The organism is Paucibacter sp. PLA-PC-4, from assembly GCF_026241155.1.
Classification (GTDB): domain Bacteria; phylum Pseudomonadota; class Gammaproteobacteria; order Burkholderiales; family Burkholderiaceae_C; genus Roseateles_E.
The window spans coordinates 77311-100322 of sequence record NZ_JAPFGP010000009.1 but is presented as its reverse complement, the minus strand read 5'-3'; the positions used below and the strand labels follow the sequence as shown (position 1 = coordinate 100322).

25 protein-coding genes are annotated in these 23012 nt (G+C 66.2%); 17 read left to right on the top strand and 8 right to left on the bottom strand.

Translation table 11 applies throughout. The features are described 5' to 3' along the window. A complete protein-coding gene (locus tag OOZ63_RS15365; protein ID WP_266006420.1) occupies positions 1-423 on the bottom strand; it encodes a response regulator in 423 nt (140 codons plus the stop codon). Positions 424-499: 76 nt separating this feature from the next. On the opposite strand from OOZ63_RS15365, the gene OOZ63_RS15360 reads away from it, so the two are divergent. The 3 genes from OOZ63_RS15360 (at position 500) to OOZ63_RS15350 (ending at position 2644) form a co-directional block, all read left to right on the top strand. Continuing rightward, positions 500-1525, top strand: coding sequence for a 6-phosphofructokinase (locus OOZ63_RS15360; protein ID WP_266006419.1), 1026 nt, complete (start codon positions 500-502; stop codon positions 1523-1525). 75 nt (positions 1526-1600) lie between these two features. Then, positions 1601-2353: an SDR family oxidoreductase gene (locus OOZ63_RS15355; RefSeq protein WP_266006418.1), complete on the top strand. Its 753-nt coding sequence runs from the start codon at positions 1601-1603 to the stop codon at positions 2351-2353. 18 nt (positions 2354-2371) lie between these two features. After that, on the top strand, positions 2372-2644 hold the full coding sequence (locus OOZ63_RS15350; protein ID WP_266006417.1) for a hypothetical protein: 273 nt from the start codon (positions 2372-2374) through the stop codon (positions 2642-2644). Positions 2645-2664: 20 nt separating this feature from the next. Here the strand turns inward: OOZ63_RS15350 and rsgA are convergent, their stop codons facing one another. The 3 genes from rsgA to OOZ63_RS15335 are packed head-to-tail and all read right to left on the bottom strand — an operon-like array spanning position 2665 to position 5197. Continuing rightward, positions 2665-3615: a ribosome small subunit-dependent GTPase A gene (gene rsgA, locus OOZ63_RS15345; protein WP_266006573.1), complete on the bottom strand. Its 951-nt coding sequence runs from the start codon at positions 3613-3615 to the stop codon at positions 2665-2667. Continuing rightward, a complete protein-coding gene (locus OOZ63_RS15340) occupies positions 3570-3902 on the bottom strand; it encodes a 4a-hydroxytetrahydrobiopterin dehydratase (protein WP_266006416.1) in 333 nt (110 codons plus the stop codon). Before OOZ63_RS15340 ends, rsgA begins: the two co-directional genes overlap by 46 nt. A gap of 2 nt (positions 3903-3904) precedes the next feature. Next, on the bottom strand, positions 3905-5197 hold the full coding sequence (locus OOZ63_RS15335; protein ID WP_266006415.1) for a M48 family metallopeptidase: 1293 nt from the start codon (positions 5195-5197) through the stop codon (positions 3905-3907). Positions 5198-5297: 100 nt separating this feature from the next. On the opposite strand from OOZ63_RS15335, the gene orn reads away from it, so the two are divergent. Beyond that, a complete protein-coding gene (gene orn, locus OOZ63_RS15330; RefSeq protein WP_266006414.1) occupies positions 5298-5861 on the top strand; it encodes an oligoribonuclease in 564 nt (187 codons plus the stop codon). Between the two features lie 9 nt (positions 5862-5870). Continuing rightward, positions 5871-7691, top strand: coding sequence for a chorismate-binding protein (locus tag OOZ63_RS15325; protein WP_266006413.1), 1821 nt, complete (start codon positions 5871-5873; stop codon positions 7689-7691). Here OOZ63_RS15325 and OOZ63_RS15320 read toward each other — a convergent pair. After that, the gene (locus OOZ63_RS15320; protein WP_266006411.1) at positions 7661-7936 is read right to left on the bottom strand and encodes a hypothetical protein; all 276 of its coding nucleotides are present in this window, start codon (positions 7934-7936) and stop codon (positions 7661-7663) included. The genes OOZ63_RS15325 and OOZ63_RS15320 overlap by 31 nt on opposite strands. A 4-nt stretch (positions 7937-7940) precedes the next feature. Between OOZ63_RS15320 and OOZ63_RS15315 the strand changes: the two genes are divergently transcribed. From OOZ63_RS15315 to OOZ63_RS15300, 4 genes are all read left to right on the top strand, one after another. Continuing rightward, positions 7941-10337, top strand: coding sequence for a helicase-related protein (locus OOZ63_RS15315; protein WP_266006410.1), 2397 nt, complete (start codon positions 7941-7943; stop codon positions 10335-10337). A gap of 418 nt (positions 10338-10755) precedes the next feature. Continuing rightward, positions 10756-12432 carry a DEAD/DEAH box helicase gene (locus tag OOZ63_RS15310; protein ID WP_266006409.1) on the top strand — a complete coding sequence of 559 codons (1677 nt, stop codon included), beginning with the start codon at positions 10756-10758 and terminating at the stop codon, positions 12430-12432. 61 nt (positions 12433-12493) lie between these two features. After that, positions 12494-13135 carry a cold shock and DUF1294 domain-containing protein gene (locus OOZ63_RS15305; protein WP_266006408.1) on the top strand — a complete coding sequence of 214 codons (642 nt, stop codon included), beginning with the start codon at positions 12494-12496 and terminating at the stop codon, positions 13133-13135. Continuing rightward, complete coding sequence (locus OOZ63_RS15300; RefSeq protein WP_266006407.1) at positions 13128-13643, top strand: GNAT family N-acetyltransferase; 516 nt, start codon at positions 13128-13130, stop codon at positions 13641-13643. Before OOZ63_RS15305 ends, OOZ63_RS15300 begins: the two co-directional genes overlap by 8 nt. A 12-nt stretch (positions 13644-13655) precedes the next feature. Here the strand turns inward: OOZ63_RS15300 and OOZ63_RS15295 are convergent, their stop codons facing one another. Then, positions 13656-14474, bottom strand: coding sequence for a DODA-type extradiol aromatic ring-opening family dioxygenase (locus OOZ63_RS15295; protein WP_266006406.1), 819 nt, complete (start codon positions 14472-14474; stop codon positions 13656-13658). 130 nt (positions 14475-14604) lie between these two features. On the opposite strand from OOZ63_RS15295, the gene OOZ63_RS15290 reads away from it, so the two are divergent. The 8 genes from OOZ63_RS15290 to OOZ63_RS15255 all read left to right on the top strand — a co-directional run bounded on the left by OOZ63_RS15290 (position 14605) and on the right by OOZ63_RS15255 (position 20638). Further along, positions 14605-15393 carry a transporter substrate-binding domain-containing protein gene (locus tag OOZ63_RS15290; protein ID WP_266006405.1) on the top strand — a complete coding sequence of 263 codons (789 nt, stop codon included), beginning with the start codon at positions 14605-14607 and terminating at the stop codon, positions 15391-15393. Between the two features lie 10 nt (positions 15394-15403). After that, positions 15404-16075: an amino acid ABC transporter permease gene (locus OOZ63_RS15285; protein WP_266006404.1), complete on the top strand. Its 672-nt coding sequence runs from the start codon at positions 15404-15406 to the stop codon at positions 16073-16075. After that, positions 16068-16721, top strand: coding sequence for an amino acid ABC transporter permease (locus tag OOZ63_RS15280; protein ID WP_266006403.1), 654 nt, complete (start codon positions 16068-16070; stop codon positions 16719-16721). The genes OOZ63_RS15285 and OOZ63_RS15280 overlap by 8 nt, the downstream gene beginning before the upstream one ends. Next, positions 16705-17457 (top strand): amino acid ABC transporter ATP-binding protein, encoded by a 753-nt coding sequence (locus OOZ63_RS15275; RefSeq protein ID WP_266006402.1) that lies wholly within the window; start codon positions 16705-16707, stop codon positions 17455-17457. The genes OOZ63_RS15280 and OOZ63_RS15275 overlap by 17 nt, the downstream gene beginning before the upstream one ends. A gap of 154 nt (positions 17458-17611) precedes the next feature. Continuing rightward, on the top strand, positions 17612-18850 hold the full coding sequence (locus OOZ63_RS15270) for a SpoIIE family protein phosphatase (RefSeq protein WP_266006401.1): 1239 nt from the start codon (positions 17612-17614) through the stop codon (positions 18848-18850). Between the two features lie 14 nt (positions 18851-18864). Beyond that, positions 18865-19437 (top strand): SiaB family protein kinase, encoded by a 573-nt coding sequence (locus OOZ63_RS15265; protein WP_266006400.1) that lies wholly within the window; start codon positions 18865-18867, stop codon positions 19435-19437. A 35-nt stretch (positions 19438-19472) separates the two neighbouring features. Beyond that, on the top strand, positions 19473-19868 hold the full coding sequence (locus OOZ63_RS15260; RefSeq protein WP_266006572.1) for a DUF1987 domain-containing protein: 396 nt from the start codon (positions 19473-19475) through the stop codon (positions 19866-19868). Between the two features lie 29 nt (positions 19869-19897). After that, on the top strand, positions 19898-20638 hold the full coding sequence (locus tag OOZ63_RS15255; protein WP_266006399.1) for a GGDEF domain-containing protein: 741 nt from the start codon (positions 19898-19900) through the stop codon (positions 20636-20638). A 6-nt stretch (positions 20639-20644) separates the two neighbouring features. Here the strand turns inward: OOZ63_RS15255 and eutC are convergent, their stop codons facing one another. Then, on the bottom strand, positions 20645-21403 hold the full coding sequence (gene eutC, locus OOZ63_RS15250; RefSeq protein ID WP_266006397.1) for an ethanolamine ammonia-lyase subunit EutC: 759 nt from the start codon (positions 21401-21403) through the stop codon (positions 20645-20647). After that, positions 21400-22782, bottom strand: coding sequence for an ethanolamine ammonia-lyase subunit EutB (locus OOZ63_RS15245; protein ID WP_266006396.1), 1383 nt, complete (start codon positions 22780-22782; stop codon positions 21400-21402). The genes eutC and OOZ63_RS15245 overlap by 4 nt, the downstream gene beginning before the upstream one ends. Positions 22783-23012 lie beyond the last annotated feature (230 nt).

Genomic DNA, 23012 nt, shown 5'->3' with positions numbered 1-23012 from the left:
TCAGGCCTTGCCAAAGCGGGCGTCGAGGCCGCTCAGAAAAGCCTTGAAGTCGATCGGCTTGGTCCAGTAGTCGGTGAAGCCCGCCTCGCGGGCGCGCCGGATGTCCTCAGGCATTGCGTTGGCCGACAGCGCGATGCACGGGATGGCTGCGGTCAGCGCGTCGGCGCGCAGTTGCTGCAATACCTCGTAACCATTGAAGTCCGGTAGTTGCATGTCCAGCAGGATGAGGTCGGGCTGCATGGCCCGAGCGCGCGCCAGACCGCGGCCGCCGTCCTCTTCGCATACCAGCTGGAGCAGCGGTCGCTGCGCCACCAACTCCTGCACCACCAGCTGATTGACCGGGTTGTCCTCGATGTAGAGCAGCTTGCCGGCGCCGGCAGGCTGGCCTTGGGGGATGGGTCTGGTGGTGCTGAACTCTGTCACTCGCGGGTCTCCGGGGCTACGGCTACAAATGTAGCGCCAGACATGGCAGCATGGACCCATTCTTGGGAGTGATGACATGCATGTGGGAATTCTGACCGGTGGCGGCGATTGCCCGGGCCTGAACGCGGTGATCCGGGCCTTGACTCTGGCGCTGACCGAGGCCGGCGACGTACGCGTGAGCGGCATACGGCAGGGTTTTCTGGGCCTGCTGGAAGATCGGGTGCAGCCGCTCGACGCCGTCCGGCTGCGCGGCTTGATCAACGAGGGTGGCACCTTGTTGGGCAGCCATAACCGGGCCGATCCCTTTGCCTATTTCGGCGCAGGTGGCGCCGATTGCTCGGCCCGTGCTTTGGACTGCCTGCAGCGCCATGGCATCGACGTGCTGGTGGCCGTTGGTGGCGATGGCACGATGACGATCGCCGAGCGCTTTGCGCGTCTGGGCGTGCCCGTGGTGGGCGTGCCCAAGACCATAGACAACGACCTGATGCACAACGAGCGCAGCTTCGGCTTCGACAGCGCGGTGGCGGTGGTGGCCGATGCGCTGGAGCGGCTGACCACCACCGCGCGAAGCCATGGCCGCGTGATGGTGCTGGAGACCATGGGGCGGCATGCCGGCTGGATCGCGCTTGAGGGCGGGCTGGCTGGCGGTGCCGACGCCATCGTGCTGCCCGAGCTTGCCTATGACGGCCAGGCGCTGGCTGCGCTGTGCGAGCGGCGCTGCCGCGAGCAGGGCTATGCGCTGGTCTGCGTTGCCGAGGGCGTCAAGCTCGCCGCCGCGAGCGCAGGCGAGACGGTGGGGCAGCGCCTCATGCAAGACCTGGCTCCGCGTCTGGGGCCAGAAGCCGAGCTGCGCTACACCCTGTTGGGCCACCTGCAACGCGGTGGCGCGCCTACCGCCTTCGACCGGGTGCTCTCCACCCGCTTCGGCGTCCAGGCAGCGCAGCTGGTGCTGCAACGCCGCCATGGCCACATGGTGGCCCTGCAGGGTGATCGCTGCGTGTCCGTGAGTCTGACCGACGTGGCTGGGGCAAGCCGCTTGGTGCCGCTCGATCATGAGCTGATGCAGGCGGCACGCTGTCTGGGTGTGCTGGCCAACCCCTGAGGGTGCTCGCAGCACCGGATATCAATTGATGCCATCATCTGCCTTTGCAATCCTGCAAGCCTGATCAATTTAGCGATGACAGCTCCAACGCAAAAATTCGCTGCCGTGACCGGCGCCGGTAGCGGCATCGGCAGGGCCTGTGCCCACGCCCTGGCCGACGCTGGCTACCGCGTTGCCCTGCTGGGCCGGCGTATGGAGGCGCTGGAGGAAACTGCCGCAGCGGCGCCCGAGCGCTATTTGCTGCTGCCCACCGATGTCAGCCAGCCGCAGGCGGTGGCCCAGGCCTTCGAGCGCATAGGTGAAGCGTTCGGCAGGCTGGACCTGCTGTTCAATAACGCCGGCATGTCTGCGCGTGGTGTCTCGATCGACGAGTTGCCGTTCGAACAATGGCAGGCGGTGGTAGACGTCAATCTGACCGGTAGCTTTCTCTGCGCCCAGGCGGCTTTCCGTCTGATGAGGCAACAGCAGCCCCAGGGCGGCCGCATCATCAACAATGGCTCGATCTCGGCACATGCGCCGCGTCCCAACTCCGCCCCCTACACCTCAACCAAGCATGCGATCACGGGCCTGACCAAATCGCTGTCCTTGGATGGCCGGCCGTTTGATATCGCCTGTGGCCAGCTCGACATTGGCAATGCGCTGACCGAGATGGCCCGGCCGATGACCCAGGGCGTACGTCAGGCCAACGGCGAGATCGCCGTTGAGGCGACAATGGACGTAGCTCATGTGGCCAGCGCACTGCTCTATATGGCCGGCCTGCCGCTGCAGGCCAATGTGCAGTTCATGACCGTGATGGCGACGAAGATGCCCTTTGTCGGCCGCGGTTGACTTCGTAAAGGATAGGTTTTGCTGTCTGCTGTTGTTACGTTTGCCGTTCGTCTGCTGCTCGCGGTCGCCACCATCGTGCTGGTGCTGGGCCTGATGGCTGTGGCCTTGGTGACGATGCTGGGCTTGATGCTGTGGAGCCTGGTGCGGGGTCGCAAGCCCGTCATCGATGTCTCGGGCTTTGCCCGTGCGCGCCAGCAGTTCCGCCGTGGGGCCGCAGCCAGGGCGCCGGGCGAGGTCGTCGACGTCGAGGTACGCGAAGTCAAGAATCCGGCGCCGCGTCTGGAACGCTGAGCGCGCACGCTACCGGGCTCTTACCAGCGCTTGGCGCCCAGCTCCTGCAGGATTTCCCCATAGATCCGGAAGCGCGAGGGGCTGATCAGGCCGGCTGCGGCTGCTGCGCGGACGCCGCAGTCCGGCTCATGCTGATGGGTGCAGTTGTAAAAACGGCAATGGCCGGCATGCTGGCGCAAATCCGGCATCAATAGTGGCAGCTGCTCGGCCGTGATCTGCTGCAGGCCGAATTCCTGGAAGCCCGGTGAGTCGATCAGCGCGGTCTGGCGTTGTGCGTCAACCCAGTACCACTGCGTCGTCGTCGTCGTGTGTCTGCCCGAATTCAGCGCCTGCGAGATCTCGCCAATCTGCGCCTTGGCATCGGGGATCAAGAGATTGATCAGCGTGCTTTTGCCGGTGCCGCTAGGCCCCAGCACAAAGGTGCGCTTGCCCTCCAGCCAGGGCGAGAGCAGAGCGCTGGAGCCGATTGGGTCGGCCTTCAGCGCTACTTCCATCACTTCCAGGCCCATCTCGCGGTAGGGCAGCAGGCGTTCGCGGGCGTGCTCGGTGCCCGGCAGGTCGGTCTTGTTCAAAGCGATGCGTACCGCGATGCCGGCGCTCTCGGCCGCGATCAGCGCGCGACACAGCTGGCTCTCGCTGAACACCGGCTCTACCGCGACCAGAATCAGCAACTGATCCAGATTGGCGGCGAAGCTCTTGGTCTTCCACTCGTCCTGGCGGAACAGCAGATTGCGGCGCGGCTCGACGGCTTCGATCACGCCTTCGTCACTCCCCGATGGCGCCCAGCGCACCTGGTCGCCGACCACGCAGTCGCTTTTCTTGCCGCGCGGATGGCAGACCAGGCGACGGCCCTGCGCGTCTTCGACGATGTAGTGCCGGCCATGGCCGCGCACCACCAGACCGAGGTCCAGCGCGTTGAAACGGCTCATGCGGCCGTTGCCTCGGGCAGGGCGCTGACCTGGGCTGCGCAGATGAAATCGTTGGAGGTCAGGCCTTGGGCCGAATGGGTGCTGAAGCTGACGGTGCAGGCATCGAAGCCGACCATCATCTCCGGGTGATGGTCCTGCGCATGGGCGATCTCGGCCACCGCGTTGACGAAGGCCATGGTCTGGTAGAAGTTCTCAAAATCGAAGCGCCGTCCAATCACCTTGTGCTCGGTGTCGGCCGACCAGCCGGGCGTCTGCGCCAGCCAATCGGCCAGCTGTTCAAGCGGCAGGGCCTCGCGTTGGGGCGTGCATTGGGCAAGAAGAAGATTCATGGTCATGTGGTCTGCAGCGCGGCCAGGCGTTCGCTGGCCGGCGGGTGGGAGTAGTAAAAGCGTGCATATATCGGATCCGGCGTCAAGGTGCCGGCGTTGTCTTCGTGCAGCTTCAAGAGCGCGGCGGCCAGATCGGCGCCACTGGCCTGGGCGCAAGCATAGGCATCGGCCTGGAACTCGTCCTTGCGCGACAGCCGGCTGGCCAGCGGCGTGAAGAAGAATCCGAACACCGGCAGCACCAGCATGAAGAGCAGCAGGGCCAGCGCGTCGTTGGGTCCTGCCAGATTCGGCTGCACGCCGAAGGCCAGATAAAAGCCCACCTGGCGCGACAGCCAGCCCAGCAGCGCGAAGCCGGCCAGACTCAAGGCAAACATCAGGACCATGCGTTTGAGCACATGCTTGTGCTTGAAATGCCCTAACTCGTGGGCGAGCACGGCCTCGACCTCGGGCCCGCTCAGGCGCTGCAGCAGCGTGTCGAAGAAGACCACGCGCTTGGCCGCACCGATGCCGGTGAAGTAGGCATTGCCATGGGCCGAGCGCCGGCTGCCGTCCATCACGAACAGACCCTTGGCGGCGAAGCCGCAGCGCTGCATCAGGCCTTCGACCCGGCTGCGCAGCCCCTCGTCGGCCAGCGGCTCGAACTTGTTGAAAAGCGGCGCGATCACGGTGGGGTAGAGCACCAGAATCAGCAGGTTGAAGCCCATCCAGGCGCCCCAAGCCCACAACCACCACAGTTCGCCGGCCGCGCCCATCAGCCAAAGGATCAGGGCCGCGATCGGCAGGCCGATCAGCGCGCCTACCAGGGCGCTCTTGGCGGCGTCGGCCACATAGAGCCGCCAGGTCATGCGATTGAAGCCGAAGCGCTGCTCGATGCGGAAGGTGTTGTAGAGCTCGAAGGGCAGGTCCAGCAGCGCGCCGATCACGCCGAAGGCCAGCAGCAGCGCCAATTGGTAGGCCATGCTGCCCCAGTGCGGCGCCACCCATTCGTAGACTCGCAGATTCAGCGCGTCCAGCCCGCCCAGCAGGGTCCAGCCCAACAGCACGGCGGCATTGAAGGCCATAGCCAGCAGACCGAAACGGCTGCGCGCCACCGTGTAGTCGGCCGCCTTCTGATGCGCCGCCAAGGGCACGGTGGCGGCAAAGGGGGTCGGAACCTCGTTGCGGTGTCGCATCACATGTCGCACCTGGCGGGTCGACAGCCAGAGCTTCAGCGCCAGCGACAGCAGCAGGGCGGCGGCAAAGGCCAGGCTCAGCGCAACAGGGGAGATCGGAGAGAGTGAGGGAATGGCTGACATGGCTCGTAAGTGTAGGGCTGCGGGGCTGCGACAATGCGCACCGCATTAGCGGCGCACATTGACATCACAATGCGCGAGCAAAGAAAGACAAGGATTCCCCATGAGCGACATTGCCACCCTGGCCAGCCACGAGCAAAACCTGATCTGGATCGATCTCGAGATGACCGGTCTGTACCCCGACCGTGACCGCATCATCGAGGTGGCCGTAGTCGTTACAGATGCCAATCTGACAACCCGCATCGAAGGCCCGGTATTCGCGATTCACCAAAGCGATGCAACGCTGGATGCAATGGACAACTGGAACAAGGGCACTCACGGCAAGAGCGGTCTGATCGACCGCGTCAAGGCCTCGTCTGTCAGCGAAGAGCAGGCCGCTGCCGAAGTTATTGCCTTCTTGAAGCAGTATGTGCCGGCCGGCAAATCGCCGATGTGCGGCAACAGCATCTGCCAGGACCGTCGTTTTCTGGCCAACTACATGCCCAGCCTGGAAGACTTCTTCCATTACCGCAATCTGGATGTGTCGACCCTGAAGGAGCTAGCGCGGCGCTGGAAGCCCGGCATCATCGACGGCTTCAAGAAGGCTCAGGCCCACACCGCACTGGCTGACATCCACGAGTCCATCGACGAGCTGGTCTATTACCGCGAGCATCTGCTGAGCCTCTGAGAGAGCTCCGTGCTCTGGGCCGCTTTTGATTTCCCGCGCCACCCATTGGCGCGAGAGGACGGCGAACGTCTGCGTGGCGCCTTTGACGCCCCGCCCGAGCGCTGGCTGCGCGCCGCGAATGCGGCCGAGCTGCCTGCTGTGCTGGACGCCGCCCATGCGGCCTCGCGCGCCGGCAACTGGGTGCTGGGCGGCCTGCGTTACGAGGCGGCCGGCGCGCTCGACGGCGCGTTGCAGACCCATGCTGCGGGCGGCCCGCTGGCCGAGTTCGCCGTCTACAGCGAAGCGCCCCAGCCCTGGCCTGAGGCTGGCTCTGCGGGACGACTCTGCGGTGACTGGCTGGATCGCCATGACGATGCCCGCTCGCGCGCTGACATCGAGCGCATCCGCGAATGGATACGCAGCGGCGATTGCTACCAGGTCAATCTGACTACACGCCTGAACGCCGCGCTGGCGGAAAACGTCGATCTGGCTGAGTTGTTCCTGGCCCTGCATGCGGCCCAGCCCGGCGGCTTCTCGCTATTCATGCGCGGCGAGGGGGGGCAAGGCGTGGCCAGTGTCTCGCCGGAGCTGTTCTTCGACTGGCGGCCGCTGCCCGATACCCGTCACACCTGGCTGCTCGGGGCCCAGCCGATGAAGGGCACCGCGCCGCGCGGCCATGACCGCGCCAGCGATGAGGCCGCGCAAGCCTACCTGCGTACCAGCGAGAAGGAGCGCGCTGAGAACCTGATGATTGTCGACCTGCTGCGCAATGATCTGAGCCGGGTCGCGAGCCTGGGCTCGGTACGGGTGCCGCGCCTGTTCGAGCTGCACGGGTTGCCGACGGTCTGGCAGATGACCTCGACTGTCACCGCGGTCAGCCGCCCGGGCCTGAAACTCTCCGAGCTGTTCGCGGCGCTGTTTCCATGTGGCAGCGTGACCGGCGCGCCCAAGGTGCGCGCGATGCAGATCATTGCCGAGCTGGAGCCGGAGGCGCGCGGCTGGTATTGCGGCGCGCTGGGCCTGTTGCAGCCAGGCGGGGCGGCCACTTTCAATGTGCCGATCCGCACGGTCGAGCAGCGCCCCGACGGGGCGCTGCAATGCGGCATCGGCAGCGGAATCACGCTGGACTCTCAACCGGCCGCCGAGGTGGCCGAGTGGCGCGCCAAGACCCGCTTCCTGTTGCGAGCCCAGTCCCCGATCGCGGCGCTCGAAACCCTGCTGCTGTCCGACGGCGACTATCCCCGCCAGGCCGGCCATCTGGCCCGTCTGCAGCGCACGGCACTGCACTTTGGCCTGCGCCTGTCGCAGGGCGCGGTGCGCGAGGCATTGGCCCGGCTGGCCGACAGCCACAATCAGGGCCAATGGCGGGTGCGGCTGAGAAGCGATGCGCAGGGGTGTGTCGTCACCGAGATCGCACCGCTGGCGCCGACACCGCTGCCTGTAGTTCTGGCCTTGGCGGCATCGGCCATCACGACCGATGGGCCGGGCGCCGAGTTCCTGCAGCACAAGACCACCCGCCGCGAGGCGTATGAGGCCTTCGCAGCGACGAAGCCGGCCGAGGCCTTCGATATGCTGCTGTGGAATGCCGACGGCGAGTTGACCGAATGCACCTTCGGCAATATTGCGCTGCAACTCGACGGCCGCTGGCTGACGCCGCGTCTGGCGGCCGGGCTGCTGCCCGGCGTGCTGCGCGAAGAGTTGCTGCAGCAGGGGCGCTTGTCTGAAGCCCGGCTGCTCAAGACCGATCTGGCCCGCGCTCAGGCGCTGGCTTTCTTCAACAGCTTGCGCGGCTGGTGTCCGGCGCGCATGCTCCTTCCCGATCATGATGGCAGCTCTGCCGTCCAACCCTGAACCTCATTCAAAGCCATGGCCACGCCACCGAAGACGCGCCGCACTGCGAGCGCCGCTACCCCTGTTGTTGCCAAAACGGCGCCGGTCAAGAAGACGGCAGCTAAAAAATCTGCTGTAAAGGCCGCAGCCAAGACGACATCCGCAGCCTTGAAAACGGTTGAGAAGGCAGCGGCCATCGAGAAGAAGCCAGCTGCGAAGAAAACTCCGACAGCGCCGCTCAAGACAGCCAGCAAAATCGCGGCCAAGGCCGTGAAGACGGTTGCTAAGGCGGCCGTGGGGAAGGCCGTCAAGAAGGCCGAAGCGGTGCTTGCGCCTGTCCCGGCCAAAAAGCCTGCACCCAAGGCAGCGCCTGCGGAGAAAGCCCCCGCCAAGAAGGCCCCCGCCAAGAAGGCCCCCGCCGAGAAAGCGCCCGCAGAGAAAGCGCCCGCCAAGAAGGTTGCCGCCAAGAAGGTGGCCGTCAAGAAGGCCGCCGCAAAAACGGTCGAGCCCGTGGTGACGGTAAGTGCACCGACAAAGAAGGCGGCTGCAGCCAAGAAGGTCGTGGCGAAGCCTGCCGCCAAGAAAGAAGCGGCCAATCCGCCCGTGGTGACCGAGCCGGTCGCGAAGGCGATCAAACCAGCGGCCGAAAAGAAGGCAGCCACCAAGCCGGCGGCCCGCAAGCACGCGGCGCCGCCGGCCGCGGCTGCTGTGCCCCCAGCCCCTCCAGCCCCGCCAGCCCGGTTTGCGCTGCACCGGCAAGGCTCCTGGTTCGGCAGCACGCTGCAGGTCGAGCTGCTGGCCACCGGCCAGCGCTGGCAGTTGTTGTTGCGTGGCGGCGGTGTGTCGGCGGCCAGCTGCAGCTGCACGGGTTATGCCCAGCAAGGCAGCTGCGAGCATCTGGGCTTTGCGCTGCTCGCCTTGCAAGACGATCCAGAGGGCCAGGCCGCGCTGGTCGAGGGCTGGCAGACCGAGCACAGCGAGCTTTGGTTGCAGTACGGGCTGCGCCGCAAATTGCACTGGCACGCCGGCCGCCACTGCCCGGCTCCGCTGCGCCAAGCCGCCGAGGCCTTGATCGCGCTGCCGCAGAATCAGCAGGGTGATGCCCTGCCGGGCCTGCTGGCACAGGCCGCCCAGCATGGACATGAGCTGCGGGTCGACGACGCCGTGTGGATCCAGCTGGCCGAGGGCCGCGATGCCCGCCAGCGTATGTTGCGCCTGGCCGAGGCGTATCAGCAAGGCATGGCCAGCCCGACCTTGCGCCAGTTGCTCAAGCTTCCGTTGCCACAGCACCAACTGGAGGCCGCCTTGTTCGCGGCCTGTGCCGGCCGCGCCCTGGTGGCTGACGATCTGCAGCTGGGCATGCAGCCCACAGGCTTGGCGGCGGCCGAGCTGATGCAGCGCCATTTCGGCGTCGAGCGAGTGCTGCTGCTGTGTGCCGAGTCGGCCCAGAGCCGTTGGCTGGCCGAGGCACAGTCGCTGAGCACGCGCAGCACTGCACTGGTCTGGGGCGATGCCGCGCAGCGGACCCAGCAATGGCAGACGCCGACCGAGATCAAGATCGCCGCTTTGGGCGCGCTGGAGCAAGACCTGGTTGCACTGCAGGCCTGGGCGCCCGAGTTGGTCATCGTCGACGAAGCCCAGCGCCTGGGTGAGGGCGCTGTGGCCCGGTTGCAGCAATTGCCGGACGGTTTCCTGCTGTTACTGGCCAGCCAGTTGCCGCAGGAGCAGCCGGCAACCCTGCTGCGTCTGGTTGAGCTGCTCGACCACAAGCGCAGCGGCGCGCTGGCGGCCCTGCACGAGCGCCATCTTCGCCACGACGCCCAGGGCCAGCTGCTGGCGCTGGCCGCGCCGGCTCGGCTGGCACAAAGCCTGGAGCGGGTGATGCTCAGCCGTGCCGGCAGCGAGTTGGCGCTGCCGCCCGCGCTGGTGCAACTGCGGGCTCAGCCGCTGAGTGCCCGGCAGCAAAGCCAGCAGGCCGAGCTGCTGACGCCGCTGCGCCGCGTCGTTGCGCGCTGGCATCGCAGCGCTTATCTGGCCGACGCGGATCAGCTGCAGTTGCTACGCGGCTTGCAGGCGCTGCGCCGTCTTGCTATCAGTCCGGCGCTGGTTGACGAGGCGGCCGAGGGGCCGGCGCCGCGTATGGATGCGGTGCTGGCGCTGGCGCGCGAGCTGCTTGCCGGGGCAACGAGCAAGCTGGTGGTGTGCAGCCAGTGGGAAGATGGTTTGGCCTTGCTGGCTGGTCGGCTGCAGGCCGCAGGTCTGCCGTGCGTGCAGCTGTCGGCCTCCACTGCTTTGGCCGAACGGCGCTCGCTGGCGGCGCGATGGCGCGACGACGCAAACAGCCCGCTGCTGCTGTGCAGCGATGCAGCTGGCGCCGGCCTTGATCTGCGCGTGAGCGGCGTGGGCCTGATCAGCCTGGAACTGCCCTGGGGCGAGGCTTTGCTGGAGCAGCGCCTGGGCCTGGTGGCCGGCGAAGAGACCCACGGGCTGCCGCTGTTGCAACTGCTTTCCCAGGGCGGCATCGAGAGCGCCATGCTGGCACTGCAGGACAGCTGGCCGGAGATGCCGGCCTGCGGTCTGGATGGCGACCTCAGCCTGCAGTTGCTGGGCGGCGAGGCCTTGCAGCGTTTCATGCAGGCCCTGGTGGCCCTGCTTGAGCTGATGTGATGGTGTGGGGCGACGTGCCATCTTCACGTGAACCGCCGCCCCGCCAATAAATAGTCAAGCCGCGCTTGCTAGTATTTTCCCTAGCGTGCTATAGTCGCGGCTTCGTTGCAGCGTTGTTTGCAACGGTTCGTTCGTCTCCTCTGACCACGTTCAGGCCGTATCCGGTGATCGCCACCGGGCTTCATACGACGCGCTGAGCACCCTTCGGGTTCGGTCGGCGGCGATGCCGTCGCTATGACTGTTCCCCGGCGCCGCACCAGGCCTGGCTCATCTGTTGGGCCGCGCGAAAAGAAGGTGTGCGACGCGAGCTTTCTCCCAGCGACTTTACTGGCTTGACCGCGTCCTCTATTTGGCGCGGCGAGCGCGTGCTTTTGTCCCGCCAAGACCGGGGCAGGGCACGGCTTTGTTGAAAGAAGATATGAGCTTTGAAAATCTAGGCCTGCACGAGTCCCTGTTGCGCGCCGTGAAAGACTCCGGCTACGAAACCGCTACCGAAGTGCAAGCCCAGGCGATTCCGCCGGGCCTCAACGGACAAGACCTGATGGTGTCATCGCGCACCGGTTCGGGCAAGACTGCCTCCTTCATCCTGCCGGCGCTGCAGAAGATTTTGGACACCCGTGGTGACAACAACACCCGCCGTGAAAAGGGCAAAATCTTCGGCCCCCGAATTTTGGTGCTCACGCCCACCCGCGAACTGGCCATGCAAGTGGCCAAAGCCGCTCAGACCTACGGCCGCCATGTGCCGGGCCTGAAGCTGTCCACCGTGTTGGGCGGCATGCCTTATGCGCTGCAAATCAAGCAACTGTCCGGTCCGCTGGACATCCTGATTGCAACACCCGGCCGCCTGCTGGACCACCTGCAATCCGGCAAGGCCGTGCTCGACAATGTCGAGATGCTGGTGCTCGACGAAGCTGACCGCATGCTGGACATGGGCTTCATCGACGACATCAAGGTGATCGCCGAGCGCATCCCGGCGGCCCGCCAGACCGTGATGTACAGCGCCACTTTCGCCGGCCATGTCGGCCGCTTGGCCCACGACCTGCTGCGTGACCCGCTGCGCGTCGATGTCGCATCGCACACCGACACCCACGAGAACATCACCCAGCGCCTGCACTGGGCCGACAACAACAACCACAAGGATCAGCTGCTGGAGGCCATCCTGGCCGAGCCCGAGTTGGACCAAGCCGTGGTGTTCACATCGACCCAGCGCGATGCCGACTGGCTGGCCGAGCGCCTGCAGGAGATCGGTCACTCGGTCGCTCCGCTGCATGGTGGCATGCCGCAAGGCCGTCGCAACCGCGTGTTGATGGCGCTGCGCCGTCGCGAAGTGCGCGTGTTGGTGGCCACCGATGTCGCTGCCCGTGGCATCGACGTACCGACCATCACCCACGTCATCAACTACGGTCTGCCGATGAAGGCCGAGGACTATGTGCACCGCATCGGCCGTACCGGCCGTGCTGGCCGCGCCGGTCTGGCCGTGACCCTGGCCGTGCGTGACGACGTGTCGATGATCCGCCGCATCCAGCAATTCACGACCCAGACGATCCCGGTGGCGCAGATCGCCGGCCTGGAGCCGAAGACGCAAGAACCGCGCATCTTCCCGCCGCGCCCGGCTGGTGCCGGTGGTGGCTTCGAAGACCGTGGCAGCCGTCCGGCTTGGGGTAACAAGTTCGGTGGCGGCGGCAAGACCTTTGGTGGTGGCAAGCCCTTCCATCGCGACGGCCCCAAGCCTTCGTTCGCCCGTGAAGGCGGCAAGCCGTTCCAGCACCGTGACGCCGCCCCGCGTTCGGAAGGCTTCGAGCCGCGCGGCGAGTTCCGTGGCAACAATGCCGATCGCAACTTCGCCCCGCGTGGCGACCGCCCGAGCTATGGCGACAAGCCGGCCTTCGGTGGTAAGCCCAGCTTCGGCAACAAGCCGAACTTCACGGCCCGCGACTTTGCCCCCCGTACCGGTGGCAACTTCGAGCCGCGTGGTGGCGCCGGCTTCAGCGAGCGTCCCTCCTTCGGTGGCGATCGCCGCGGCCCTGGCGGCCCGGGTGCCAAGCGCAACGGCCCGCCGGCCGGTGCGCCGCGCCGCAGCGGTTTCGGCCGCTGAACGCAGATAGACTCCAGTAAGGCAAGAGCCCGCGTCAGCGGGCTTTTTTAATGACAGCGTCATGAGAGCGAACGGAAAACTGATCCAGTGGGACGACGCCAAGGGCTATGGCTTCATCGCCCCGGACGCCGGGGGGGCGAAGCTCTTCGTCCATATCAAAGCCTTTGGTCTGCGCGCACGCCGGCCTTTTGTCGGCGAACGCCTGAGCTATCAGCCGGGCGAGGACGCCCAAGGCAAGCCGCGCGCGCTGAAGGTGCAAAGCCTGGAGCCCAAGCCGGCTGCCCCAGCCGGGCCGACCGCGCTGGAGCGCGAGCGCTCGCGGCGCGAGGCCCGGCGTGGTCTGAGCCTATGGCTGGTGCCCGGCTTTGCCGCGCTGGTGCTGATCTGCCAGCTGGCCTTTGAGCTGCCGCGTGCGCTGTGGGGCGCCTATCTGGCAATGAGCCTGGCGACCTTCATCGTCTACGCCGGCGACAAGCGGGCCGCGCGCCTGAATCAGTGGCGGGTCGCCGAGGGCACCCTGCATGGCCTGGCCCTGGCCTGCGGCTGGCCCGGCGCATTGCTGGCCCAACACATCCTGCGCCACAAGTCCAACAAGCCGGAGTTCTTGCGCCTGTTCTGGCTGACAGTGATTGTCAATGTGCTGGGGTTTATCGTGATTTTTACGCCGGTCGGCGCGCGTTTACTGGCCTACTTCAATGTCTGAATTCACTCTGCAGCCGCTGTCCGCGGCTGATGTGCCGGCCGTACTGGCTTTGCAAGCGCAGTGCTATGGCGCCGATTTTCTGGAAGATGCGCAAGCCTTCGCCGCCAAGCTGCACGCCGCTGAGCCTTACCGGACCTGCTGGATGGCCAGGCGTGGCGAGCAGCCGCTGGCCTATCTGGTGAGCTTGCCGCTATGCCATGACAGCCTGCCGGCGCTGAATGCGCAAAGCCTGACGCTGCCGGCCGAGCCGCGTCTGCTTTACCTGCACGACCTGGCCGTGGCGCCGGCCGGCCGCTCCCTGGGGCTGGCGCGCCGCCTGGTCGAGCACCTGGAGCGCCGGGCGGTCGATCTGGGGCTGACGACCTTGGGCTTAGTCGCCGTGCAGGGGGCCGAAACTTTCTGGCAGCGCCAGGGCTATCGCTCGCTGCAGCAGCTCCCCGCCGCGCTGGCCGCCAAGCTGGCCAGTTTCGGGCCCGAGGCCCGATTCATGCAGCGATCGCTGGCCTGAGCCAAGCGCGACTCAGCCGGGCAGGGCGCCGAAGCGAAAGCTCGAGGCGGTGACGCCGCCCATGAAGGCGCTCTCGTGATAGACCAGCGCGCCGGCTTCGCTCTCGGCGGCACCGACTGCGACCATCAGCGGGATCAAATGGTCTTCGCGCGGATGGGCTTGGCGGGCCGCCGGTGCCACGCTCCACTGCGTCAGCAGCGTGCTGCGCTCGGCCGGCGGGGTCTGCAACAAGGTCCGCTGCAGCCAGGCGTCGAACTGGCCCGATGCCGTCTTGGCCGCCGGTCCGAAAGCGCGCAGATTGTGATAGCTCAGCCCGCTGCCGATGATCAGCACGCCCTCGTCACGCAGCGGCGCTAGCGCCCGGCCCAGCGCCAGATGGATGGCCGGGTCATAGCCTTGCAGCATGGACAGCTGCACCAGCGGCACCTCGGCAGCCGGATACATCGGGAACATGGTTGTGAACGCGCCATGGTCGAAGCCGCGCTGCGCGTCCAGCGCGCTGGGCAGACCGGCCTGCTCGATCAGGGTCATGACCCGCGCAGCCAGTGCCGGGTCGCCCGGTGCCGGGTAGCGGATCGAGTAGGTGTGCGACGGGAAGCCACCGTAGTCATAGACCATGGGCGGTCGCTCAGCCGCCATCAGGCTGAACTGCTGCTCCTCCCAGTGCCCCGAGATCATCAGCACCGCATGGGGCTTGCAGCCCAGCTCTGCCGGGATGGCCTTCAGCGAGGCTTCCAACTGGTGGAAGTTCTCGCGGAAGGGGCCTTCCATATAGGGCCAAGGGCCGCCGCCATGGGACAGGAAGTAGGTGGGAAGTCGGGTAGGGGCCATGCCAGCAGTGTGTGCCTTGCTGCGACCTCAGAGACTGGCCGCGATTGATCGCAACGTTCAAAAAATCCAAAGCCGTGGCATGGGTTTTGCACAAGGTTGTGACAGTCATCACCAACCCGGAGTCCATTGCATGCAACGCCGCCCCTTTTTGCACACCAGCCTGGCCCTCATGACCCTCTTTGGTGCATTCTCGGCCCAGGCGCAGACCGCGCTGGACGGCATCCTGGCCAAGAAGCAGATCAATATCGCGATCCCGACCGACTACCCACCTTACGGCTTTGTCGGCACCGATATGGCGCCCCAGGGTCTGGATATCGAAATGGCCCGGCTGATTGCCTCCAAGCTCGGCGTCAAGCTGGAACTGGTGCCGGTCACCAGCGCCAATCGCATTCCCTATTTGCAGACCAAGAAGGCCGATCTGGTGATCTCGACCCTGGGCAAGAACCCGGAGCGCGAGAAGGTGATCAACTTCAGCGCCGCGTACGCGCCGTTCTACCAGGCCGTGTTCGGGCCCAAGGCCATGGCCGTCAAGAGCTGGGAAGATCTGGCCGGCAAGACTGTCGCAGTCACCCGCGGCGCGATGGAGGACCAGGAGCTGGGCAAGGTGGCGCCGGCCAGCCTCCAGATCAAACGCTTCGAGGACAACAACGCCACGGTGGCGGCCTATGTGGCTGGCCAGACCCAGTTGATCGCGACCAGCGCTTCGGCCGCTGCTCTGATGGCGCAGCGCAATCCGCAGCTGGGCGCCGAGTACAAGCTGCTGCTCAAGGACAGTCCCTGCTTCATCGGCGTGGCCAAGGGCGAGGATGCGTTGCTGGTCAAAGTCAACGAGATCATCGCAGCGGCCAAGAAGGACGGCAGCATCGAGGCACTGTCCAAGAAGTGGTTGGGTCGTGGCGCCGGTGACCTGCCGCTGTGATCGGTGCTGAATGATCACGTTTGACTTCCTGGCCGTGCTGGCCGAGTGGCGGCTGCTGCTGACCGGGGTGGCATGGACCCTGGGCCTGACCGCGATCGCGGCGTTGCTGGGCGTGGGCCTGGGCGTGGCCTGCGCCTGGGCGCGGCTGGACGGGCCGGGGCCGCTGCGCTGGCTGGCGACCGGCTATGTGGAGGCGATCCGCAACACGCCCTTCATCGTCCAACTTTTCTTCGTGTTCTTCGGCCTGCCGGCGGCCGGCGTCAAGCTGACGCCGGAGACCGCATCGGTGATCGCGATGGTGGTCAACCTGGGCGCCTATGCCGGCGAGATCGTGCGCGGCGGCATCGCGTCGACCTCGCGCGGCCAGACCGAGGCCGGGCTGAGCCTGGCGCTGAGCCGGCCCCAGGTCTTTCTCCATGTGCTGTTGCCGCCGGCGCTGCGCCGAGTCTGGCCCTCGATGGTGAGCCAGATCATCATCGTGATGCTGGGCTCGGCCGTCTGCGGTCAGATCGCCACCGAGGAGCTGAGCTACGCCGCCAATCTGATCCAGAGCCGCAACTTCCGCGCCTTCGAGTCCTTCATTGTCGCCACTGCCATCTATCTGCTGCTGGCCATCGCGCTACGCAGCTTGCTGAACTGGCTGGGGCCGCGTTTCCTGTTCGGAGGACATCGTCGTGGTTGAGTTCAGTCTGTGGGACATCGTCCGCAATTTGCTGATGGCCGTGCGCTGGACCGTCGTGCTCTCGCTGATCGCCTTTGTCGGCGGCGGCGTGGTGGGTCTTGCGCTGCTGGTGGCGCGCACCGCGCGCTGGCCCGGCGCCCAGGCACTGGTGGGGGGCTATGTGCAGCTCTTCCAGGGCACGCCCTTGCTGATGCAGCTCTTCCTGGCCTACTTCGGGATGGCGCTCTTGGGCTTTGAGACTTCGGTCTGGACGGCGGCTGCGCTGGCACTGACGCTGTACACCAGCGCCTTTTTGGCCGAGATTTGGCAAGGCTGTGTGCGGGCCGTGCCCAAGGGACAGTGGGAGGCCGCACAGAGCCTGGCGATGAGCTTTGGCGAGCAGCTACGCCACATCGTGCTGCCGCAAGCCGGCCGCATGGCGATCGCGCCGACGGTCGGCTTTTTGGTCCAGGTCATCAAGGGCACGGCATTGGCCTCGGTGATCGGCTTTGTCGAGTTGACCAAGGCCGGCACGATGATCAGCAATGCCACCTTCCAGCCCTTTTTGGTGTACAGCTGCGTTGCGCTGATGTACTTCTCGCTGTGTTTCCCGGTGAGCTTCTATGCCCGTTCACTGGAGAGGAAATTGAATGTCAACAAACACTGATCGCACCTGCGCCGCCAGCATCCGCGCGCTGCGCAAGTCCTACGGCGCCAACGAGGTGCTCAAAGGCATCGATCTGGAGGTCGAGCCCGGCGAGGTGATTGCCATCATCGGCAAGAGCGGTTCAGGCAAGAGCACCTTGCTGCGCTGTGTCAACGGCTTGGAGGAGTTCCAGCAGGGCGAGCTGCTGGTGGACGGCCTGCCGCTGCTGCATGGCAATGCCCGCGCGATGCGCGAGCTGCGCCAGCATGTGGGCATGATCTTTCAGAGTTTCAATCTGTTCCCGCACCTGAGCGTGGGCCGCAATGTGATGCTGGCGCCAAGCCTGGTCAAGAAGCAGGGCACGGCCGAGGGCGAGCGTCAGGCCCGCCAACTGCTCGAGCGGGTCGGCCTGGCCGAAAAGTTCGATGCCTTCCCCGACCAGCTCTCCGGCGGCCAGCAGCAGCGCGTCGCGATCGCGCGCGCGCTTGCGATGCAGCCCAGCATCCTCTTGTGCGACGAAATCACCTCGGCGCTGGATCCCGAGCTGGTCGGCGAAGTGCTGCGGGTGGTCGAGAGTCTGGCCGACGAGGGCATGACCTTGCTGATGGTCACGCACGAGATGAACTTCGCGCGCAAAGTGGCGGACCGGGTGGTCTTCATGCACGCCGGGCGTATCCACGAGATGGGGCCACCCGAGGCGATCTTTGGCGCGCCGCAGACCCCCGAGCTCAAGCAGTTCCTGTCGGCGCTGCACTGAAGCGTTGCGCAGTCGCCGCAGCCGGGCGGCCGGGCTGCGACATTAGTCACGCAAATGCGCATTGCGGCGGGCGGTGCCCAGTTTGTGACCAGTTGTCACAGCCGTGTGATCTGGTCTGCCTAGCATCCCGACCTTGTGCTTTTCTGCGCCTGCCATGTCCGACGCCGCTGCCGCCACCTATTTGCAAGAGTGCCGCCCCAGATTTCGCGAGCCCAGCGCGGGCGATCTGTGCGTCGACGTGCCTGCCATCGGGACTGATCAGAACAACGAGCAGGTGATGGAGGTGTTCACCCGGCACCGCGAGCTGATGAGCTTGCCGGTCGTGGAGAACGGCCAACCGATTGGATTGATCAACCGCAATATCTTTCTCTCGCAGATGAGCAAGCCCTTTCACCGGGAGCTCTACAACCGCAAAAGCTGTATCGCCTTCATGGACAAGGAGCCTCTGGTGGTGGATGCCGGAATGGCGATCGAGGAGCTGACCCAGCGCGCGGTGGCCTTTGGCGAGAAGGCGCTGACCGACGGCTTCATCATCACCCGTGATGGCGCCTTCGCCGGGGTCGGCCAGGGCCTGCCTCTGATGCGTGTGGTCGCCGATATGCAGGAGGCGCGCAATCGTCAGGTCATGCACAGCATCGAGTACGCCAGCGTGATCCAGCGCTCGATGCTGCGCACCTCGCGTGAGGCCCTGGCTCAGACCCGGTTGGACGCTGACTTGGTATGGGAGCCGCGCGATGTGGTCGGCGGCGATTTTTACCAGTTCAGCGCGATGCCCGAGGGCTGGTTCGCGACGGTAGCCGACTGCACTGGCCACGGCGTGCCCGGTGCCTTCATGACCCTGATCGCCTCGATCACGCTGTCCAAAGCGATCGAGCAGCACGGCCCGCGCGACCCGGCGCGGCTGCTCGCCAGCGTCAACCGCAGCATCAAACAGATGCTGGGCCAGATGGACGGCCAGGATGAAACGCCCGGTTCGGACGACGGCATGGACGCGGCCTGCTTCTGGTTCGACGCCGGCACTCGCCTCCTGCATTTCGCTGGCGCCAAGATCGCGCTGTTTCTGCTCAACCCGGGCCAGGCCGGCGTCGAGATGATCGATGGCGAACGCAAGGGCGTCGGCTATGTGGACAGCGATCTCGACTTCGCCTGGACCAACCGCTGCGTGCCGCTGCAGCCCGGCAGCCTGGTCTTCGTCACCACCGACGGCCTGATCGACCAGATTGGCGGCCCCAAGGCCATTGCCTTCGGCAAGCGGCGCATCCGTGAGCTGCTGCTGGCGCGGCGCGAGCAGCCGACTGCCGAGATCAACCGTGCGCTGCTGGACGCGCTGCAAGCCTGGCAAGGCCCGCACCATCGCCGCGACGACCTCAGCTTCTTCTGTTTCCGCGTCTAGGAGTCTTTGTCATCATGTCCTCCCCCGCTCCCATCGTGCAAGAGTACGGAGCCTTCTTCGATCTGGCGCAACGCCACCGGGTGATCTTCTACTACGTCGGCTATTTCTCGCAGAACATCATCGCGGCGATGGCCGAGGCGGTGAAGCTGCAGTTGGAGATCAGCGGCGTCGATGGACCGACCCGGCGCAAGCTGTTCTCCTCTTTCATCGAGATGGCGCAAAACATCATCCACTACTCGGCCGACGCACTGACCCCAGGCAGCCAGACCGATCGCGAGCTGCGCCACGGATCGGTCTGCATCAGCGAGCGCGACGGCCGTTATCTGCTGCTGTGCGCCAACCCGGTCGAGGCCGGCGTGGCCGAGGGTCTGCGCGAGAAGCTCGAGCGCCTGCGCAGCATGACCTTGGACGAGATCAAGAAAGCCTACCGGGAAGGTCTGCGCGCCGAGACGCCCGAAGGCAGCAAGGGCGCGGGCATGGGCTTTCTGACCATGGCACGCGACGCCAGCGAGCCTCTTGCGTTTAGCATCGAGCCAATGGACGACCGGCCTGACACCCAGGTCCTCTCCCTGCGGGCGGTCATCTGATGCCCGTGCCCACTCCCCACCACGAGAACCCAGGCATGGAGAACACCCTCTATATCGCCGCCAGCCCCAGCTCGCCCGAGGTGGACTTCCGTTTCGGCGAGGGCGTACTGAGCCTGCGAGGCGAGTCCTATCCCGAGAACGCGGCCGCCTTCTACGGCGACATCATCCGCCAGCTGCGCGCCTACCTGGGCAGTTGCAGGCAGCGCACCATCACCGTCAATATCGCGCTGGCCTACTTCAACAGCTCCAGCACCAAGATGCTGTTCAACATCATCGAGGCGCTGGCCGAGGCGGTGGAGACCGGGGGCAACAAGGTGACGCTGCACTGGTTCCACGACGCCGAGGACGACACCATCCACGAGTTCGGCCAAGAACTGGCCGATGACTTCCCGGCCATCGAGTTCGTGATGCAACCGGTAGGCACGGTGTGAACGCGCGTCAGCAGCTGGGTGCGACAACGATGATGTACCGCATGCCGCAGCCCGAAGACGATCTGTTCGAACTGGAGATCCGCGCGTTGGCGTCGGCCCGCAATGCCTATGCCGAGGAGGGGGCTTGGCATCACCAGGCCCTGGGCGAGCTGATACTGGCCTATGAGCGGCTGCTGCGTGAGACGCGCCGTCTGGTGCGCCGTAGCGACCGAGAGGAGCTGGAGATGAACCGGCTCAACCAGCGCCTGCATGAGCTGGCCGGCGAGCTGGAATACCGCGCAACCCACGACTCACTGACCGGTGTGCTCAATCGTGCGGCCATCATCGAGCGCGCCAACCGCTATCTGACACAGCACGGTGTCGCGCTCATCGTGCTGGACATTGACCACTTCAAGCGTGTCAATGACGGCTTCGGCCACCCGACCGGGGATGCGGTGCTGCGCGGCGTGGTGGCCTGCCTGCAGGCCGAGGTGCCGCCCGGTGCCGATATTGGCCGGGTCGGCGGGGAAGAGTTCACTGTGCTGCTGCGCGACGATGGCTGCGAGGCGGCGGTCGCGCTGGCCGAGCGCCTGCGGGGCAAGGTCGCCGGCCACGACTTCGGCCTGCCCGGCGGCCATGCGGTGAGTGCGAGTTTCGGCGTGGCCTGCCTGCCGCGGGGTAGCAGCTTCGATGCGGCCTATGGCCAGGCCGATGAGGCGCTGTACGAGGCCAAGCGCAGCGGCCGCAACCGGGTGGTCAGCGCGAGCGCCATCACGCGGGAGTCGAGCTGAAGGCCCTCATTTCTGATCCAGCAGCAGCGCCCCTTCGCTATCGTCCTTCAGCGCGATGCCGCTGAGGCCGCGCCGCAGGGAGGCCTGGATCAACCAGGCCAGGCGCTGAGCCGCCAATGCCGGTGCCAGGCCCGCAGGGCGGATATTGCTGACACAGTTGCGCTGGGCATCGCTGCGCCCGATCTCCGGACCATGCGTCAGGTAGGCGCCCAAGCTGTCGGCCGAGCTCAGGCCCGGCCGCTCGCCGATGAGCACCAGCACCAGTCGAGCCCGCAGCAGCGCGCCGATCTCGTCGCCTAGCGCGACGCGGGCCTGCAGGGCCAGCACCGGCGACGCCACGCTCACCCGCTGAGCCAGCGCCTCGCGCAGCGCCCGCAGCAGCGGGCGGGCATGCGCCTGCAGTGCCGCCGCCGACAGACCATCGCCCAGCATCAGGGCGATGTCGACCGGCGTGCCGGCGCGTGAGCGCAGCGCGGCGGCATCTGCCGCGTCGAGACGTCGGCCCAGGTCGGGCCGGCGCAGATACTCGATGCGTGTCCCGGCGCGGCTGTGTACGGTCATTGGCTCGGGCCAGCCGTCCTCGATCAGGCCGTCCCTCAGCGCGGCCTCGTCCAGCGGCAGATGCACTGCATCGCGGGCCTGGGCATGGTCGGCCGCGAAGTGCAGCCAGTCGGCGGTGCGCTGGCTGATGCCGCTGCGGCCCAGCGCGATACGGGCCGGCGTGTGCCGGCGCAACTCGGCCCAGGGCTCGTCGTCCTCACTCATGTCCCATCCCTCGGCGGCATCAGGCGCGGGTGCGCGGTCGGCGGCAGCAGCGCGCCGTCGCTGCCGCTGATGCCCATGCGCTGCAGCCAGACTTCGAACTCCGGCGCGCGCTTGAGTCCGAGCAGGCGACGCAGGAACAGCGCATCGTGGAAGGAGCTGCTCTGATAGTTCAGCATGACATCATCGGCGCCCGGCACGCCCATGATGAAGTTCACGCCGGCGCTGGCCAGCAGCACCAGCAAATTGTCCATATCGTCCTGGTCGGCCTCTGCATGGTTGGTGTAGCAGATGTCGCAGCCCATAGGCAGGCCGAGCAACTTGCCGCAGCAATGGTCCTCCAGACCCGCGCGGATGATTTGCTTGCCATCAAACAGGTACTCGGGCCCGATGAAGCCGACCACCGTGTTGACCAAGAGCGGCCGATAGCGCCGTGCCAGACCATAAGCACGGACCTCTAAGGTCTGCTGGTCGACGCCGTGATGAGCACCGGCCGACAGCGCGCTGCCTTGGCCGGTCTCGAAGTACATGAGGTTATCGCCGACCGTGCCGCGCGCCAGCGAGCGAGCGGCCGCATGGGTCTCGTCGAGCAGCGCGATGTCGACACCGAAGCTGCGGTTGCAGGCCTCGCTGCCGCCGATCGACTGGAATACCAGATCCACCGGTGCGCCCAGCGCGATCGCCTGCAGGGTGTTGCTGATATGGCTCAGCACACAGCTCTGGGTGGGGATCTGGTGGCGCTGGATCAGCTCGTCGAGCTGGCCCAGGAGCCGGCACAGCGCCGGCACGCTGTCGGCGGCCGGATTGATGCCGATCACCGCGTCGCCGGCGCCATACATCAGCCCATCCAGGATGCTGGCGGCGATACCGGCGGGGGTGTCGGTCGGGTGGTTGGGCTGCAGCCGCACCGCCAGATGGCCGGGCAGACCCAGAGTCGAGCGAAAGCGGGTGACGACCCGGCAGCGGCTGGCCACCAGAATCAGGTCCTGGTTGCGCATCAGCTTGCTGACCGCTGCCGCCATCTCGGGCGTCAGTCCCGGGGCCAGGGCCGCCAGCGCCGCAGGCGTGGCGGCGTCGGACAGCAGCCAGTCGCGCAGGCCGCCGACCGTCAGATGGGCGAGCGGGGCCAGCGCAGCCGCGTCGTGGCCGTCAATGATCAGCCGGGTCAGCTGATCCTGTTCATAGGGGATCACGGCCTCGTTGAGGAAGCGAGTCAAAGGTAGCTCGGCCAGCGCGAAGCGGGCGGCGACCCGTTCGCGTGCGGTCGCAGCCGCGATGCCTGCCAACTGGTCGCCCGAGCGCTCCGGCGAAGCCTTGGCCAGCAACTCCCGCAGATCGGCAAAGCGATAGCTGGCGGTGCCGACCGAGGCGCTGTAGGCCATGGTTCAGGCGCTGGCTTGCCCACGGGCGGCAAGGGCAGGTCGGGGGGAGTGGCTGGGCATGCTCGAAGTCTAGCGCCGCTGCAGTTGCTGTAGGTCTGTTCCGGCCTGCTCGGTGTGCTGGTCGCTTGGCCTGATGGACCGTCTCAAATTCGGCACTGTTTGTGCGCTATGTCGCCTGTTGGGTGATAAAAGTCATTGCCCGCGGCAATCCGCAACTGGGATTGCTAGGC